The sequence below is a fragment of the Cytobacillus gottheilii genome, from assembly GCF_001636345.1.
GTDB lineage: Bacteria > Bacillota > Bacilli > Bacillales > Cytobacillaceae > Cytobacillus > Cytobacillus gottheilii.
Genome location: NZ_KV440945.1, coordinates 2535430 through 2550232, shown reverse-complemented (window position 1 = coordinate 2550232; position 14803 = coordinate 2535430). Strand labels below are relative to the sequence as shown.

Here is a 14803-nt window from a genome sequence, read left to right as displayed (position 1 = left end):
CTCTCCTGCTTTTTTTATATTCAGAAAGGAAATTTGTATCTCCACTAAAGTTTTTTTAAGCGTTAGACTTTATAAATTCCACTAATAGCGTTAAGTTTGATTATAATAGAAAAAAAGAAAATGAATGTAAAAGAGGGAAATACAATGAACGCTTTAATTTTAGTAAGAGATGCATTTGTTGCAGCCTATCCAGAATTAATTGAAGAAACAGAAAAGTTGTGCGCAAATGTAACGGTGATGAAAACCGACGATGGAGTAAGGAAGGAAGAGTTGCTTAAAGAAGCAGCGACTGCTGATATAATTGTAGTGGCTGTTGTGAAAATTGATCGTGATGTTATTGATGCAGCAACAAATCTAAAATATATCATTAAGTTTGGAGCCGGCTATGACAATATTGACGTAGCTTATGCTGAAGAAAAAGGGATTATCGTAAGTAATGCACCTGGTCAAAATGCAGAGTCTGCTGCAGATCTTGCTTTTGGTTTGATGCTTGCCAGTTCAAGAAGCATTCCGCAAAAGGATGCAGAAGTGAAATCGAGAGTTTGGAACAACTCGCTTGGAAATGAAGTACATAACAAAAAACTGGGGATTGTCGGTTTTGGATCCATTGGGCAGGCTATTGCCAAGCGTGCGAATGGGTTTTCAATGGAAGTGATGGCTTACGGGAATTATCAGAACGAAGAAGCAGCTGCTCTATTGAATGTGCGTTTTACTGATTTGGATACTTTATTAACTGAATCTGATTATGTGATCTTATCAACCTCATTAACTAGTAAAAATAAACATTTTATCAACCGAGATACTTTAAGGAAAATGAAATCCAGTGCCTTTTTGATCAATATCTCGCGTGGCGGACGATTCATGAAGGAGATTTAGTAGAAGCGCTGAAAAATGGCGGCATTCGGGGTGCAGCTTTAGATGTATTCGAAGTAGAGCCCCCGCAAAATGAGCTTTCCATGCTGCCTAACGTCATTGCAACCCCTCATATTGGCGGTGCAACCTACGAAGCAATCGTTAACATCAGCACAATTACGATTGACAATATTCAGCGTTTTATTGAAGAGGAAGAACTTCTTTTTGTCGTTCATTAAGTTATTCGTTTTGTGGAGGTCGATGCTCGTGTGAAAATGGGGATACTGATTACTGTTCTGCTATTTACAGCTGGAGGATTCATCTTTTCTAATTTAATGACACCTGCTCCGGGCAGCAGTTCTGGCAATGGAAATCCTGCTATTCTCTTTGTTCTATTGCTGCCGTTTATATTATTCTATCTGATTGTGTTTTGGAGAGGGATCTTTCGAGTGCTCCCTTTTAAGAAGAAATGGATAATTGCTGTCGCTGGTAGCGCCTATTGCGCAAGTGCGGTTATGTATCAGCGCTGGTCTTTTGTACGGTATGTTGATGAGATGAGACAGGGATATAAAGAGCAGTTTGGCTATGTTGATGAAGAGTATATCCAAGATATCGCAGTGTTTTTATCTATTCATGTGAATAACCAGTATTTTAATATTAATACCTTTATTGCATTTGTGGTTTTAACGATTGTGATAGGGGTGTTGGTTCCTTTTAGAGGAAAAACGGAGGGGTATTGAGGTAATGGGGTAATTTGAATCTAGTGATTTTGTTTGGATAGGGTAGGGAATTGGATGATGTATTTACGTTAAATACAGGGGCAAGATTGCCCCTGTATTAAGTTAACAACCTAACCTTGAGTCATTTACGTATTTCGGTCGTTAACCCAGGGTTTTAATGACCCAACTTAGTTTAATTCAAGCTATTCGGTCGTTAATCCAAGGTTTAAACAACCCAATTCAGACTAATTCAAGTTCTTCGGTTGTTAACCCAAGGTTTTAACAACTCAACTCAGACCAATCCAAGCACTTCGATCGTTAACGCAAGGTTTTAACGAGCCACCTCATACAGATCCGTGCCCTTCGGTCGTTAATCCGCAAACTCCCCAATCAAGCAGAATAAAACTCCAGATCCATCGCATATTCAACTGCAGCCATTGCATGCAGATATGTGGTATCCAAAAGAGGAAGGCTGCTGTGTTCCTGCTTTATGAGCAACGGTATTTCGGTGCAGCCCAAGATAACGCCTTGAGCTCCTTCTGCTTCCAATTTTGAAATTAATTCCTGGTACTTCACTCGAGAATCTTCTAAAAATCTGCCTTGGCAAAGCTCATCAAAAATCACGCTGTGTACCATTTGGCGATCAGCCTCATTTGGAATGATCGTTTCGATTCCGTGTTTGGAGAGGATGTCCTTGTAAAAAGGCTGTTCCATAGTAAATGCCGTTCCAAGCAGAGCTACCTTTTTTAAATTTTGCTGTTTTATGGCATGAGCTGTTGATTCTGCTATATGAATGAGGGGAACAGAAACAGCCTCTTGAACTTCCTTCGCCATTTTATGCATCGTATTCGTGCAAATGACGATGACTTCTGCACCAGCTTGTTCTAGCTTGACTGCCGCTTCCACCATACTTTCTGTTGCTTCCTTCCATTTTCCAGTTCTTTGCATATCTGCAATCTCTTCAAAATTGAAAGAGTGAATTAGACATTTTGCTGAATGCAAACCGCCGAGTTTATTTTTCACCGCTGTATTGATAATACGGTAGTATTCACTTGTTGATTCCCAGCTTAAGCCGCCAATTAACCCGATTGTTTTCATATTTAAACGCTCCTCTATTTTTTTCATCATCGTATCATGTTAATCTGGTATTATAATAGATCCAGAAAACGGTTAATTTTATAGTACCAGTTTAAAGGAGCATCAGTATGATACTAAAAGACTTGAATCGGCAAAGCAGCGTCACATTAACACAGCAGTTATATGAGCAAATTAGATCCCTTATTTTAAATGATGAGCTCCACGAGGGAGAACGCATTTTTTCAACACGAGAGGTTGCAGGCAGTTTGCATATTTCACGTAATATTGTTATTGAAGCATATGACCGCCTATTGTCAGAAGGGTATCTGGAAGTAATCCCAAAAAGCGGTACCTTTGTTGCAAAAGGGGCGTCCATTAAAGCTGCTAAAAAAGGAGGAAGCATAACGCCGCAAGGAATTATGTTTGAAAAACAGCCAACTTTTATTGATTTTAAAGGGGGCAACCCTGCAATTGACCATTTTCCAAGAAAGAAATGGGCTCAATTAACAAAAGATGTTTGTCTGGATGCTCCATCCTCCATATTTGGCTATGGAGATCCTTGTGGTGTTTTGTCCTTAAGAAAGGTGTTAGTCAACTATTTAAGTAGAGCCCGCGGTGTAATCTGTGATCACTCTCAAATCGTTATCACATCTGGTGCAACTCAGGCATTAAAGCTCATCACAGAGCTGCTAGTGAAAAAGGATGATTTTATTGCGGTGGAGGACCCCGTTACAGATGAAATGAGAAATATTTTTACAAATGCGGACGCCTCTATATATCCAGTAGCAGCCGATCATGAAGGAATTCAGCCGGCATTATTGCCTGAAAAGCGGCCAAGTTTTACATTTGTCATTCCCTCACACCAGTTCCCGCTAGGCGGAACATTAACGATTCAAAGAAGAGTTCAACTGCTAGAGTATGCCCGGAAAATGGACAGCTATATAGTCGAAGATGATTATGATAGTGAGTTTACCTATGAAGGTGGTTCTGTTCCATCCATACAGGGACTTGATCCAGACTCAGTTATTTATGTAGGAACTTTCAGCAAAATTTTATCACCTGCATTACGGATCGGATATGTGGTCCTGCCGAAGCCTCTAATTGAACCTTTTTACAGTTTAAAATGGTACTCTGACCGGCACACGTCCTCCATTGAACAATATGCACTCGCACGCTTTATTGATGAAGGGCATCTTGACAAACATGTACGGAAAATGAAAAAAATCTATATAGAACGAAGAAAGGTTCTGACAGATGCGCTGCATCAAGCCTTTCCATCTGTCCATGTCATTGGAAAAGCAGCAGGAATGCATGTCGTCGCTCAATTTCCAGGCATCACTTTTACGAAAGAATTATGTGAAAAGCTGATGGGTGAAGGCATTAAAATTTACCCTGTTGAACACTTTGCCCTGAACAAAGGCAGTCATGGAGATAAAATTGTCTTAGGCTATGGAGGAATAACAGTGGAAGAGCTGAAAAAAGGCGTAGAAATTTTAAAAAGGAATATTTAGGAATAGTAAGAAAAATCACACAAAAAATCATCAATAAAAAGGTACAATGGAAGGAGAGTTATAAGAGGAGGAGAAGACCGATGGCCAGACCGCAAAATAAAGAAGACCTAATCCAGGCGAGCAATGATCATTTCGCTGAACTATTTCAACGTATTCAGTCAATCCCAGAACCACTGAGAACAAACGAATTCGAATTTCCAGGATTAAATCGTTCGATTCGAGATCTGATCTGCCATCTGCATGAATGGCATTTGTTCTTAGAAAATTGGTATACAACCGGAATGAATGGGGAAAAACCCGCTATGCCCGCAGAAGGATATACATGGAGAAACACACCCGATTTGAACCGATCCATTCAGGAAAAATATTCGAGAACCGAATTATCTGTCGGGATCGACTTAGTAAAAGAAAGTCATGAACGAATGATGAAGCTCATTGAATCTCATACAAATGAAGAGCTTTTCACAAAGAAGTATTACAAATGGACAGGCACAAGCTCACTCGGAGCCTATTTTGTTGCGAACACCTCCAGTCACTATGCTTGGGCCAATAAAATCATTAAAAAATATGAAAATCATTTGAAAAGGAATAAAATTGGTTAAAAGAATTAGCGAAATTCCTGTTAATTAAAAGAATAAATCAGATAGTAAGATAGAAAGGTAGAGAGTACTTCCCGAAATGCCGGTCATCAAGAGAGTTGGGGAAGGAGACAGGCAGAGTACTTCCTGAAATGCCGGTCATCAAGAGAGTTGGGGAAGGAGAGAGGCAGAGTACTTCCCGAAATGCCGGTCATCGATAGAGTTGGGGAAGGAGAACGGGGAAGTACTTCCCGAAATGCCGGTCATCAAGAGAGTTGGGGAAGGAGAGAGGCAGAGTACTTCCTGAAATGACGGTCATCAAGAGAGTTGCGGAAGGAGAACGGGGAAGTACTTCCCGAAATGCCGGCCATCGATAGAGTTGGGGAAGGAGACAGGCAGAGTACTTCCTGAAATACCGGTCTTCAAAAGAGTTGGGGAAGGAGACAGGCAGAGTACTTCCCGAAATGCCGCCCATCAATAGAGTTGGGGAAGGAGAGAGGCAGAGTACTTCCCGAAATGCCGGTCATCAATAGAGTTGGAGAAGGAGAACGCCGAAGTAAATCCCGAAATACCGGTAATCAATAGAGTTGGGGAAGGAGAACGCCGAAGTAAATCCCGAAATACCGGTAATCAATAGAGTTGGGGAAGGAGAAACACAGAAACACACTATTTTCTAGTAAAGCCATTCATATGAAAATATGTGAATAATACAAGATCCATGCGACATAGGCATGAAATAAAGACACCGTTTCCCTTTAATGCAGGTTGCCTGCACTTTTCTGTATGAAAGGAGCTGGAGTGTTGAGGCGAAGGATGGATCATCGTATTCTTGTGGCTGTCTGCTTTGTTATTTTTGTCCTTTTAATCGTAAACGTAATCATGAACACAAAGGTGTATTTTGTATATAGTACTGGATTAGGAACAATTCTGCTGATGTGCACCTTGATTGCCGGTGTGATCTTATTAATCATACGAAGTATAAGATAATAATATTATGTAAACAAAAAGCGAAGAGCCCAAAAAACGAAAAGCTGTATTATTCACTTTACGCTATATAGCTCTTTGCTTTTACCCAGTTATTGTGCCAATGTTACCCCATTTAAAACATAATCCCAAATATCCTTATTTGTTGGCTCATTTGGTACCTCAACCACACAAACATGCTGCAGTCCCCAATCAACTTCTCTAATTTCAGTCAGTCCATTTACAGGGTAGAGGAGGAGGATTCTGAAATCGCCCGTCACAAAATCCTTTAATACTTTTTCAAGCTGTGCTGCTCCTTCATAATCACCAAACCAACGCACAAGCAGAATTCGATTTCCTGTATGAATTTTATGAAGATATCGTTCTACCCGTCTTTCTTTTTTTTCTTTAAAAGAATCATAGCCAAGTGTCCAGTCATTTTGGTCGTTGACAGGGAAATCATGAACAGATAAGACGTCATAAATTTCATCTTTTAGAAAGTAAGACTTCCTGAATTGATCTACACCATCTTCCATGTATCCGCCAACCTCATCCATTAACTTCATGTTGCTATGCTCCATAAATCCCCGGAAACGATGCTCAAATAACTTGCTTACATTTAAAAGCGAACTGGAAACACTCCAATCCAACGGCCCTGAAAATGATCTTAAACCTAGCCGCTTTAATTCCATAGCTGGATTACAAGCATTTCCAATACTCACAATAACATCATAAGTACCCTTTATATCCTGTAGCTTCATCCATCTCATCCTTTGTCGTCATTAATACTATAGTAAACGCTCGAAATCAATGGATGGTTTGGACAAACTGGAAAAAATAATTATTGATTTATAGCAATCTTTATTCGAGGTCGTGTTGATCTAAACCATTGCAAACAGAGAATGAAGATGATGAATACATCAATAATATCCCCGCCATAATACATCACCATGCCGCCGGTTTCTGCCTGATCAGCAGGCACTCCATTCGGCGGATTGGCATAAATGAACTTGGATAAAATACCATGACCAGCTAAGGCAGCAACAAAAATAATTGCCCGGAATATAAATGACGTTCGATGGAAAATCGGATCGATATAGATCATGGAAATGGTAAATAAATAGCCTGCTGCAAATACGTGAAAATGGATGATTAGATGCAAAAGAGTACTCTGGTGCATTAAGGAGTATAGATTGGTAGTGTATAGAATCCATAATCCTCCAACATTAAGAAGGGAGGCAATAACCGGATTCGTAAGCATCTGTGATGGCCAGCTTTTTAGCAGTTTTGAAAATTTCCTTGCCTGTGGTACGTTGAGTGTGCGCAATATCAATGTCATCGGCGCCGCTAATGCCATGAGTAAAGGCGCTAACATCCCTAATAATAAATGTCCAAACATGTGAGCTGTAAAATCGGTATGTGCCCGAATGGCTAAAGGACCTGCTACTGAAACGACAGCAAAAAGAACTCCTAAAATCCAGCAAACAGTACGATAAATGGGCCATTTTTTGTGCTTTTTGTTTGAAACCGCAACAGCAAGGATATACATCACCAAAACCACCACAAACGGCAATGCCAAGAGCAGCTGAGGTAATACTAAAACTGTATGTTCAATGTGAGCTGGATCTGAGTGATGAATGTGATTAAGAATGTTCATGTGAAACATCCTTACTATATCGTTGTCTGTTTCTCGTTCGAACAGCAAAAATTATACCAATTAAGATCAGTATAATTGCTATTATGTTCCAAATCAGATCATAAATAATGACATTTTCTACATAACGAATCTGGTGCAATCGCATTAATTTATGCTGTATGATTCCATCATATAACTGAAATCCACCGGCACCAATTAATACTCCTGCCCACCACCTCATAATCCATAACCCGTTCCTCCGCCGAAGATCAGCGAACATAAACAAGCTCCCAATGGTCGCGAACCAGCTAAACGCATGAAAAAAACCGTCTGAAATCAGGCCGATATCGGTTGTAGCCTTATCATAAAAATGATGCCAGCGCAGCAGCTGATGAAAAACGGTCTCATCAATAAAAGCGGCTAGTCCGATTCCAAATAGAATGCCAGACCAAAGATTTCGCTTTGCATAAGTAAATCGTTCTTTATTTTCGTTTTTAACCATCTTCTTCTCCTTAAAAATGTTTTGTTTAAATAAGTTAAGTGTTGCCTTCATATAGAACAGATAAACAAATGTTTATTTAAGTGTGAAAAAAGAAGGGAAAGGAGCGAAAGTGTAAGGTTCTCTGAAATATCTTCCTGTTATTCCCTTAATTTAAGAAGGATGTGTTATCCTTGATAAAAAGCTTTATTTTCCTGCATACAGCCAAGAGTCTAGAACTTAATTATTTGAATATTCCAATATAAAGTGATTAGGAGGAAAATAATGGAGAGATTTGATTTCAGTTTCAAAATAAATATGTAAGATGGTGGTTTATTATCGTGCTGCCACTTATCATTTTATCCGCCATTTTAATCTATATTTTACCAAATGAGCATAATTGGATGACTTCATTTCTTACACCAATTGGCGTCATTCTCTTTTTTGTATGGGTATGGTTTGATAAAAGGAAAAATAATAAAAGTCAATCACACTAAGGAAAGTGTGAGGCAGGGACCCCTTTTAGACTACTTTTTTGGATGATCAATTTCCAAATGAGCACAGTTGAGTCATGCTATATTGTTCGTGAACTTGAAAGAATGATATTTTTCTATATTAAATCTGTAGGTGGGCTGAAGAATGTTTTCAGATAATCAATTACGGGACCTGATAGCAGGTAAAATAATCGGAGACATTTTTCCTTATGTTACAAAAGATGAGAAGGAAATTAAGGAACATATAAGAAGATTATATTATCGAATCAAACGAATTCATCATGTAGAATGTGAAGCTGAGTGGGATCATTTTGGCAGCGGGTATGCATCGTTTGTTGAGTTTTTCTGTTACAGCAAAGATGAAGTTAAAACTATTCATGAAAGCAATGGTATTCGCGAGGAAGAAGTTAAGGGAATTATTATCGATATCAGCACCCTGGCACCAGTCGCCATAATGGGGGAAGATGTTCGATATAGAAACATCAGTACCGAGACAAATGAAAGGGTTGGCTGGAGCTGTGGAACTCTCCTTGATGGTCTTAATTCCTTTTCTGTGAACGAAGAATATCAATCGTTCGGCGCCCAATTAAAACAGGCACTAATAGAATATGATTATGAGATTTTACATGCCAGAGAGATGAAAAGATTTCTTCCTTTTCAAGCGAAAATTCCTACCATTTATCGTAATCGCGGGAATTATTTCGTCATGGATGCTATTTTTTATTGGGAGGATTAAGCTGTCATTTTTATACAATCAGTTGACATACAACCTTTAACAAAGTATTCTTACTATATAAATTGCAGCCCTTTTAAAGGAGATTATTTTATGAGTGTGAATGTTCTTAACTAACCGTTAACTGGATACGGCCTTGAATGCGTAAAAAAACAGGAGGATGCCTGTTTATTCAGTATGCGCTTTTTCAAGGAAGTTAAGAACACACTTCATAGCATAGAGAACGGGTAACGAAGCTATGGCGTGTTTGCTGTAGTTTTTTTGTGTGCATTTTTTGGAGGAATGTAGCATTTCTATCTCTTTCTGATGCATAAGATTACCGCAAACATTGCCAGATAAATTACCCCACATCATGCCGTCATGAACTTGTTGTTCATGGCGGCTTTTTTTATCTTTAGGGCTGCAATCAACACTTAAGGAGGAACAAAAATTGAATCAGCAAACATTTGATGTATTAGGATATAAAGAAATTCTTAAAGAGATCGCTTCATATGCGAAAACTACACTTGGGAAAAATACAGTCCGTGCAACTGTGCCAATGCACCATAAACGGCAAATTGAACAGCAGCTTCGTGAGGTGGAAGAAGGGGTCAGGATTTTGAATATTTCCAGCTCTGTTCCGATTCATACACTCGATGAAATGCAGCTTTATTTGGAACAGGCAAAGAAAGGTTTGTATATAAGAGCCGATCAGTTTACCTTTATTCTTTCGTTTTTACAGCATTGCACGAAGCTTAAACAGTTTATGAAGGATAAAGAATATGCCGCTCCTCATGTGAGTTTGTATGCGATGTCGATTCCAGAAGTGAAAGAATTGGAAGACGAAATACAGAGGGTGATTCGCCACTCGCAGGTGGATGATTATGCTTCAGGTGATTTGGCCTATTTGCGGAGGCAGCTAGCTATTCTGAAGGAAAAAATCAAGGATAAGGCACACCAGCTTGTTAAATCGAAGCGATTTGCGAACATGCTGCAGGATACCTTGATTGCAGAAAGAAATGGGAGGCTCGCGCTTTCGGTTAAAAGAGAATATCGCTCCAAAGTTCAAGGGCAGGTGCTGGATACATCAGCTTCAGGTGCTACTTTATTTATTGAGCCAGCTGAACTGGGCAGCATCCAATCAGAAATCGAACTTTTAGCCATCGCTGAAGAGCAGGAAACAGAACGAATTCTATATGAGCTGACCGAAAAATTGCTTTCCTATGAGCAGACAATACGAATGGCGATTGAAACGATGCACCATTATGATGTGTTATTTGCTAAAGCACAATATAGCCGCAAAATGAAATGTGCAGCACCGATTTTAACAGAAGACTTCACCATTGATCTTAAAGAAGCGCGTCACCCCATGCTTGGTGAAAAAGCCGTGTCCTTGTCGCTAACCTTTGGTGAAAAACATCATGCATTAGTCATTACAGGGCCAAATACTGGCGGTAAGACGGTAACATTGAAAACAATCGGTCTTTTAACTCTGATGGCACAAAGCGGTCTGCCAATCCCAGCAAATGAAGGAAGCAGGATCAGCATGTTTCAGCATATTTTCGTCGATATCGGCGACGGGCAGAGCATTGAGCAGAATCTAAGTACATTTAGTTCACGATTGGTTAACATTATTGAGATTTTACAAAATACAAATGATCGTTCACTTGTACTCCTTGACGAATTAGGTTCTGGTACAGATCCAGGTGAAGGCATGGCTCTGGCAATCGTGATTCTAGAGCAGCTCTACAAAAAAGGAGCAACCTTACTTGCAACGACACATTATAGTGAGATGAAGGAGTTTGCGGATGCTTCTGAAGGTTTTATAAATGCCACGATGGAGTTTGATCTTGAAACATTGCAGCCGACGTACCGCCTTTTATTGGGACAGAGCGGAAGAAGTCAGGCATTTCAAATCGCCAACAAGCTTGGACTCCATCCGCAGCTGATTGAAAAAGCACACCTTTTAACATACAAACAATCTCACAGTTATACCAATGATCAAAACTTAAAAGAAGCTCAATATGAAAAACAGATTGTCATCAATAAATATGCCCGGCAAACGTCTGAGTCACCTAAACCCCAAAAAGCACAAGTTCCAGCTTTTAAAATGGGTGATAATGTGAAACTAACAGAAACCGATGAACTCGGCATCATCTATAAGGGTCCAGATGCTGGGGGGCAGTATATTGTCCAGGTGCAAAAAGAAAAGCGTTCCATTAACCAGAAAAGGCTAAAGCTATATATAAGAGCTGAGGAGCTGTATCCTGAAGATTATGATTTTGATATTATTTTCAAATCAAAGGAGTACCGCAAAGTCAGCCATCAGCAGAAGAAAAAGCATGTGGAGGATGTGTGGCTGAAGGGGGAGGAATAAAAGCAAAAAAGTCTTGAAGTGCAGTCTATTACTAACGTCTGTTGATCCTTCGTGACGGCATCGGAAATTTTAAGCGGAAGAATTCCGGTTATTGTCCATTTAGAGGCAAAAAAGGCAAAAATAAGCGGAGAATTTCCGGTTATCAGCTGAATTTATAGCAAAATCTTAAGATTTAACACTAATAGTCGGAAAAAATCCTCTTATTTTGAAGGAAATAGTGTCATTTCCCAGAATAAAAGGAATTTTTCCGTTTATTTTTAGAATTAAGGGAGATCCATTTGCGCAATTACATTCTCAATTTAATTCTAAGACTTCATAATTGACCCAATAAGAACGCACAGGTATGAAAACAATATTCTAAATGTTACAATAAAAGCAGATAAGGAGGGAGAAGCGTTGAATCATAAAAAACGAAATCTTCTGATCGCCATTATCGGCAGTATCACCATTTTTACAGTAGCTGGAATACTGTTTACTAAAATTTATCAAAACCATCTAACAAATGAAGCCATTATTGAAGATTGTTTTGAGAACTTTGATGAGGTAGGAGAGGTTGTCTTAGAAAAAGATGGTTTCTTGTCTCAGGTTACATGTGAAAAAGGTGAAGATTGAAGACCTCTGTCAGAAGGTCTTTTTTTTGTTCATAATGATCTAATTTTGCTAAAGAGTTCACAATGTTTGAAATCTCAACTATAAAAAAGTAGTATGATGAATGTAGGGAGATTGTCCCTTTTAACTTCTAAGAATTTTTACATCATGATTAAGCTAAAAACCATTAGGAGGCTTATCAATGAGTAAGAGACTAGAAGGAAAAGTAACAGTAATTACTGGCGCTGCATCTGGATTCGGGAAAGCGATGGCTGAAGAGTTCAGCAAGGAAGGTGCAAGAATTCTTGCCGTTGACGTGAGTGATAAGGTAGAAGAGTTAAAAAGTACCGTTAGCGGGGAGCTTCATACGTTTAAAGCAGATGTAAGTGATCTAGAACAAGTGAATGCTATTTTTGAAGAATGCAAGAGAGTGTTTGGCCGCTTGGATGTTCTCTGCAATAATGCAGGAATCACGGGGCAAACGGAAACACCGCTCCATGAATATCCGCTTGATCAGTGGGACAAGGTGTTTGGCGTAAATGTGAGAGGTGCGTTTTTGGTCATGCAGGAAGGGATCAAAATGATGCTTGATAATGGAGGCGGCTCAATCGTCAATACAGGATCCATCGGCGGTTATCGTGTGACAAAAGGGTCTGGTGCTTATATCGTCTCTAAAGGGGCAATGGTCATGCTGACAAAGCAGGCTGCAATCGAGTATGTAGACAAAGGGATCCGCGTTAACTCTGTAAATCCAGGAATCTTTAATACTCCATTGTTAGATGGCTTATCTGAAGATATCATTGATTTCCTAAGCAACCAGGTGCCAATTGGCAGGCTGGGGGAACCAGAAGAGATGGCGAAGCTTGCGCTGTTCCTTGCATCCGATGAATCTTCTTATATTACAGGTCAAGACCATATTATCGATGGCGGCCGCTGGGCACTATAAAACTAAAATAACAAGGATGTTCCTCATACAGGAGCATCCTTTTCTTGTATACACGGGTAACAGTATGGCAGCTATTTCTGATTTAATAGAATCCTCTGTAATACTGTGGATAATAGTGCTGCTGATATGGCTGCTGGTGCATTTGTGCATGTGAGGTATGAGCAGGCTTCTGCACTGTTTCACGCTGGTTACAATGCTTAGGAGGACCAATAATGGTTGATTCCTTAATGGGAGCTACTGTGTTTTTCCATTGATTTTCATCTAAACAATAGGTGTGTGCCATAATATGAGCTGGTGTAAGTCTTAATAAATCAGATCCTAACACAAATTCAGGTGTCGGAGCGTCAAAAATGGCCAAGAGATGGGTATTGGCTGCTTCTGCTACTTCATAATGCCACCAGCCTTGCGGGACATTGGCGACTTTTCCAGGGGTAATTCTATAATTCTGAATTTGTTTTGAAAAAGGGTTCAGCATTGAAACGATCGCAGATCCAGAAATGCAATAAACGAGTTCGGCTGCGTTTTGATGAATATGAGGCTCAATGACGTTGTTTGGACTTAAGAAAATATCAAGTAAAGACATATTCTCCAATGTATTAAGCTGAGCTGTACCTAACACATTAATGTAATTGTTCCGATCCTTCGTAAACAGCCTGCTTTTATTCATATCAAAACTAAAATTTGTATTAGGAGACGTATAATCCATATTGCACCTGTCTTTCTTTCCCTATTTTTCGTGTTTAATGTATGAGCAAAGACGACTTTCTGTGCAAGTACCCAAATTTACGGTAAAATAAATGTAAAAATATTATGTCAATTGGAGGATATATGATGCATTTTTTAACGAGAGAAAATCATTTAATCTATGAATTTAATAAACAGAATACTCCTGTATTAACGGTAAAATCAGGAGAAACAGTAACGATTGAAACATATGATTGTTTTGAAGATCAAATCACCTCAGAGGATACACCCATCTCTGAACTGGATTGGGACCGCATCAATCCGGCAACTGGACCTATTTTTGTTGAAGGAGCACAGCCGGGAGATATGCTGAAGGTAAAGATCGACAAATTAGAAATCAGCAGCCAGGGAGTTATGCTGACAGGTCCAGATTTAGGAGTACTTGGACATCGGTTAGAAAAAATGGAAGCGAAAATTCTTCCCATTAAAGATAATCATGTGCAATTTGATGAAGTTCAAATTCCTTTAAATAAGATGATTGGCGTGATCGGCGTGGCTCCTGCTGAAGGTGGAGTGAACTGCGGAACACCTGGTGCTCACGGCGGCAATATGGATAATAAAATGATCACTGAGGGAGCGACTCTTTACTTTCCTGTGTTTACAGAAGGAGCATTATTCGCACTTGGAGATTTTCATGCGGCAATGGGAGATGGAGAGGTGAGCGTATCCGGAATTGAAGTCGCTGGTAAAGCAACCGTTACGTTAGAGGTTGTCAAAAATGCCAAATTCTCATTTCCTCTTTTAGAAAATGAAGATGTTTTTTCATTAATCGTATCAGCTAAAACGCTGGATGAAGCTGCAAAGCTCGGAACCGAAATGATGGCTGATGTCATTTCCTCACAATCTGGAAAAAGCATGAGTGAAACGGTTATGCTGTTAAGTGCAGCTGCACAAGTTGAGGTTTGTCAAATCGTTGATCCATTAATGACCATACGCATAAATGTGCCCAAATGGCTAGTGGAACAATTGAAAATCAGTTTGATTGATCATAATAATATTATGTAAACTAATGTTGTGGTTCGAATCAAGAATTCTTGCTTAAAACTGCAACATACTTTTAGTAAGGCAGTGAACGTAAAATGAATGTTTTGTGACAGATTATAAACAATTAAGAAACATAGAGAAGAA

General features: G+C 39.4%; 17 protein-coding genes and 1 pseudogene. 13 read left to right on the top strand and 5 right to left on the bottom strand.

Features of this window, described 5'->3' with window-relative positions; translation table 11 throughout:
* The first annotated feature begins 144 nt into the window (after nt 1-144).
* The 4 genes and pseudogenes from A6754_RS12310 to A6754_RS12305 all read left to right on the top strand — a co-directional run bounded on the left by A6754_RS12310 (nt 145) and on the right by A6754_RS12305 (nt 1592).
* Entirely contained in the window at nt 145-876 is a 732-nt protein-coding gene (locus A6754_RS12310) for an NAD(P)-dependent oxidoreductase (protein ID WP_371806962.1), read from the top strand.
* Nucleotides 858-932: pseudogene (locus A6754_RS23400) on the top strand (hypothetical protein); the annotation flags it as partial. The gene A6754_RS12310 and the pseudogene A6754_RS23400, both read left to right, overlap by 19 nt.
* A gap of 24 nt (nt 933-956) precedes the next feature.
* The gene (locus tag A6754_RS23350) at nt 957-1091 is read left to right on the top strand and encodes a hypothetical protein (protein WP_306806942.1); all 135 of its coding nucleotides are present in this window, start codon (nt 957-959) and stop codon (nt 1089-1091) included.
* A 30-nt stretch (nt 1092-1121) separates the two neighbouring features.
* Nucleotides 1122-1592 (top strand): hypothetical protein, encoded by a 471-nt coding sequence (locus A6754_RS12305; protein ID WP_066445889.1) that lies wholly within the window; start codon nt 1122-1124, stop codon nt 1590-1592.
* Between the two features lie 369 nt (nt 1593-1961).
* On the opposite strand, the gene A6754_RS12300 is transcribed toward A6754_RS12305, so the two are convergent.
* Nucleotides 1962-2669 (bottom strand): aspartate/glutamate racemase family protein, encoded by a 708-nt coding sequence (locus A6754_RS12300; RefSeq protein WP_066445886.1) that lies wholly within the window; start codon nt 2667-2669, stop codon nt 1962-1964.
* 107 nt (nt 2670-2776) lie between these two features.
* Between A6754_RS12300 and pdxR the strand changes: the two genes are divergently transcribed.
* The 3 genes from pdxR (at nt 2777) to A6754_RS22790 (ending at nt 5724) form a co-directional block, all read left to right on the top strand.
* The gene (gene pdxR, locus A6754_RS12295) at nt 2777-4159 is read left to right on the top strand and encodes a MocR-like pyridoxine biosynthesis transcription factor PdxR (protein WP_066445883.1); all 1383 of its coding nucleotides are present in this window, start codon (nt 2777-2779) and stop codon (nt 4157-4159) included.
* Nucleotides 4160-4239: 80 nt separating this feature from the next.
* Nucleotides 4240-4761 (top strand): ClbS/DfsB family four-helix bundle protein, encoded by a 522-nt coding sequence (locus tag A6754_RS12290; protein WP_066445879.1) that lies wholly within the window; start codon nt 4240-4242, stop codon nt 4759-4761.
* A gap of 789 nt (nt 4762-5550) precedes the next feature.
* Entirely contained in the window at nt 5551-5724 is a 174-nt protein-coding gene (locus A6754_RS22790; protein ID WP_156495779.1) for a hypothetical protein, read from the top strand.
* An 89-nt stretch (nt 5725-5813) separates the two neighbouring features.
* Here the strand turns inward: A6754_RS22790 and A6754_RS12285 are convergent, their stop codons facing one another.
* The 3 genes from A6754_RS12285 to A6754_RS12275 all read right to left on the bottom strand — a co-directional run bounded on the left by A6754_RS12285 (nt 5814) and on the right by A6754_RS12275 (nt 7838).
* Entirely contained in the window at nt 5814-6461 is a 648-nt protein-coding gene (locus tag A6754_RS12285) for a DUF1796 family putative cysteine peptidase (protein WP_066445873.1), read from the bottom strand.
* Nucleotides 6462-6541: 80 nt separating this feature from the next.
* A complete protein-coding gene (locus A6754_RS12280; RefSeq protein ID WP_257299169.1) occupies nt 6542-7249 on the bottom strand; it encodes a cytochrome c oxidase assembly protein in 708 nt (235 codons plus the stop codon).
* Nucleotides 7250-7343: 94 nt separating this feature from the next.
* Nucleotides 7344-7838, bottom strand: a complete 495-nt coding sequence (locus A6754_RS12275) for a DUF2243 domain-containing protein (RefSeq protein ID WP_066445870.1) — start codon at nt 7836-7838, stop codon at nt 7344-7346.
* Nucleotides 7839-8155: 317 nt separating this feature from the next.
* Between A6754_RS12275 and A6754_RS22995 the strand changes: the two genes are divergently transcribed.
* The 5 genes from A6754_RS22995 to A6754_RS12255 all read left to right on the top strand — a co-directional run bounded on the left by A6754_RS22995 (nt 8156) and on the right by A6754_RS12255 (nt 12931).
* Complete coding sequence (locus tag A6754_RS22995; RefSeq protein ID WP_180320218.1) at nt 8156-8311, top strand: hypothetical protein; 156 nt, start codon at nt 8156-8158, stop codon at nt 8309-8311.
* 142 nt (nt 8312-8453) lie between these two features.
* Nucleotides 8454-9044: a hypothetical protein gene (locus tag A6754_RS12270; protein WP_066445868.1), complete on the top strand. Its 591-nt coding sequence runs from the start codon at nt 8454-8456 to the stop codon at nt 9042-9044.
* A 427-nt stretch (nt 9045-9471) separates the two neighbouring features.
* Nucleotides 9472-11397 (top strand): endonuclease MutS2, encoded by a 1926-nt coding sequence (locus A6754_RS12265; RefSeq protein ID WP_066445865.1) that lies wholly within the window; start codon nt 9472-9474, stop codon nt 11395-11397.
* A gap of 396 nt (nt 11398-11793) precedes the next feature.
* Nucleotides 11794-12009 carry a hypothetical protein gene (locus A6754_RS12260; RefSeq protein ID WP_066445862.1) on the top strand — a complete coding sequence of 72 codons (216 nt, stop codon included), beginning with the start codon at nt 11794-11796 and terminating at the stop codon, nt 12007-12009.
* A gap of 178 nt (nt 12010-12187) precedes the next feature.
* On the top strand, nt 12188-12931 hold the full coding sequence (locus A6754_RS12255; RefSeq protein ID WP_066445860.1) for an SDR family NAD(P)-dependent oxidoreductase: 744 nt from the start codon (nt 12188-12190) through the stop codon (nt 12929-12931).
* Nucleotides 12932-13013: 82 nt separating this feature from the next.
* On the opposite strand, the gene A6754_RS12250 is transcribed toward A6754_RS12255, so the two are convergent.
* Nucleotides 13014-13637, bottom strand: coding sequence for a cupin domain-containing protein (locus A6754_RS12250; RefSeq protein WP_066445854.1), 624 nt, complete (start codon nt 13635-13637; stop codon nt 13014-13016).
* Between the two features lie 122 nt (nt 13638-13759).
* On the opposite strand from A6754_RS12250, the gene A6754_RS12245 reads away from it, so the two are divergent.
* Nucleotides 13760-14680, top strand: a complete 921-nt coding sequence (locus tag A6754_RS12245) for an acetamidase/formamidase family protein (protein WP_156495777.1) — start codon at nt 13760-13762, stop codon at nt 14678-14680.
* The last annotated feature ends 123 nt before the right edge of the window (nt 14681-14803 follow it).

What these genes read in the sequence shown, in the direction of transcription:
- A6754_RS12310 (WP_371806962.1), top strand. Translation starts at nt 145, where the DNA reads ATGAACGCTTTAATTTTAGTAAGAGATGCATTTGTTGCAGCCTATCCA.
- A6754_RS23350 (WP_306806942.1), top strand. Translation starts at nt 957, where the DNA reads ATGCTGCCTAACGTCATTGCAACCCCTCATATTGGCGGTGCAACCTAC.
- A6754_RS12300 (WP_066445886.1), bottom strand. Translation starts at nt 2,669, where the DNA reads ATGAAAACAATCGGGTTAATTGGCGGCTTAAGCTGGGAATCAACAAGT.
- pdxR (WP_066445883.1), top strand. Translation starts at nt 2,777, where the DNA reads ATGATACTAAAAGACTTGAATCGGCAAAGCAGCGTCACATTAACACAG.
- A6754_RS12290 (WP_066445879.1), top strand. Translation starts at nt 4,240, where the DNA reads ATGGCCAGACCGCAAAATAAAGAAGACCTAATCCAGGCGAGCAATGAT.
- A6754_RS22790 (WP_156495779.1), top strand. Translation starts at nt 5,551, where the DNA reads ATGGATCATCGTATTCTTGTGGCTGTCTGCTTTGTTATTTTTGTCCTT.
- A6754_RS12285 (WP_066445873.1), bottom strand. Translation starts at nt 6,461, where the DNA reads ATGAAGCTACAGGATATAAAGGGTACTTATGATGTTATTGTGAGTATT.
- A6754_RS12280 (WP_257299169.1), bottom strand. Translation starts at nt 7,249, where the DNA reads ATGTATATCCTTGCTGTTGCGGTTTCAAACAAAAAGCACAAAAAATGG.
- A6754_RS12275 (WP_066445870.1), bottom strand. Translation starts at nt 7,838, where the DNA reads ATGGTTAAAAACGAAAATAAAGAACGATTTACTTATGCAAAGCGAAAT.
- A6754_RS12270 (WP_066445868.1), top strand. Translation starts at nt 8,454, where the DNA reads ATGTTTTCAGATAATCAATTACGGGACCTGATAGCAGGTAAAATAATC.
- A6754_RS12255 (WP_066445860.1), top strand. Translation starts at nt 12,188, where the DNA reads ATGAGTAAGAGACTAGAAGGAAAAGTAACAGTAATTACTGGCGCTGCA.
- A6754_RS12250 (WP_066445854.1), bottom strand. Translation starts at nt 13,637, where the DNA reads ATGGATTATACGTCTCCTAATACAAATTTTAGTTTTGATATGAATAAA.
- A6754_RS12245 (WP_156495777.1), top strand. Translation starts at nt 13,760, where the DNA reads ATGATGCATTTTTTAACGAGAGAAAATCATTTAATCTATGAATTTAAT.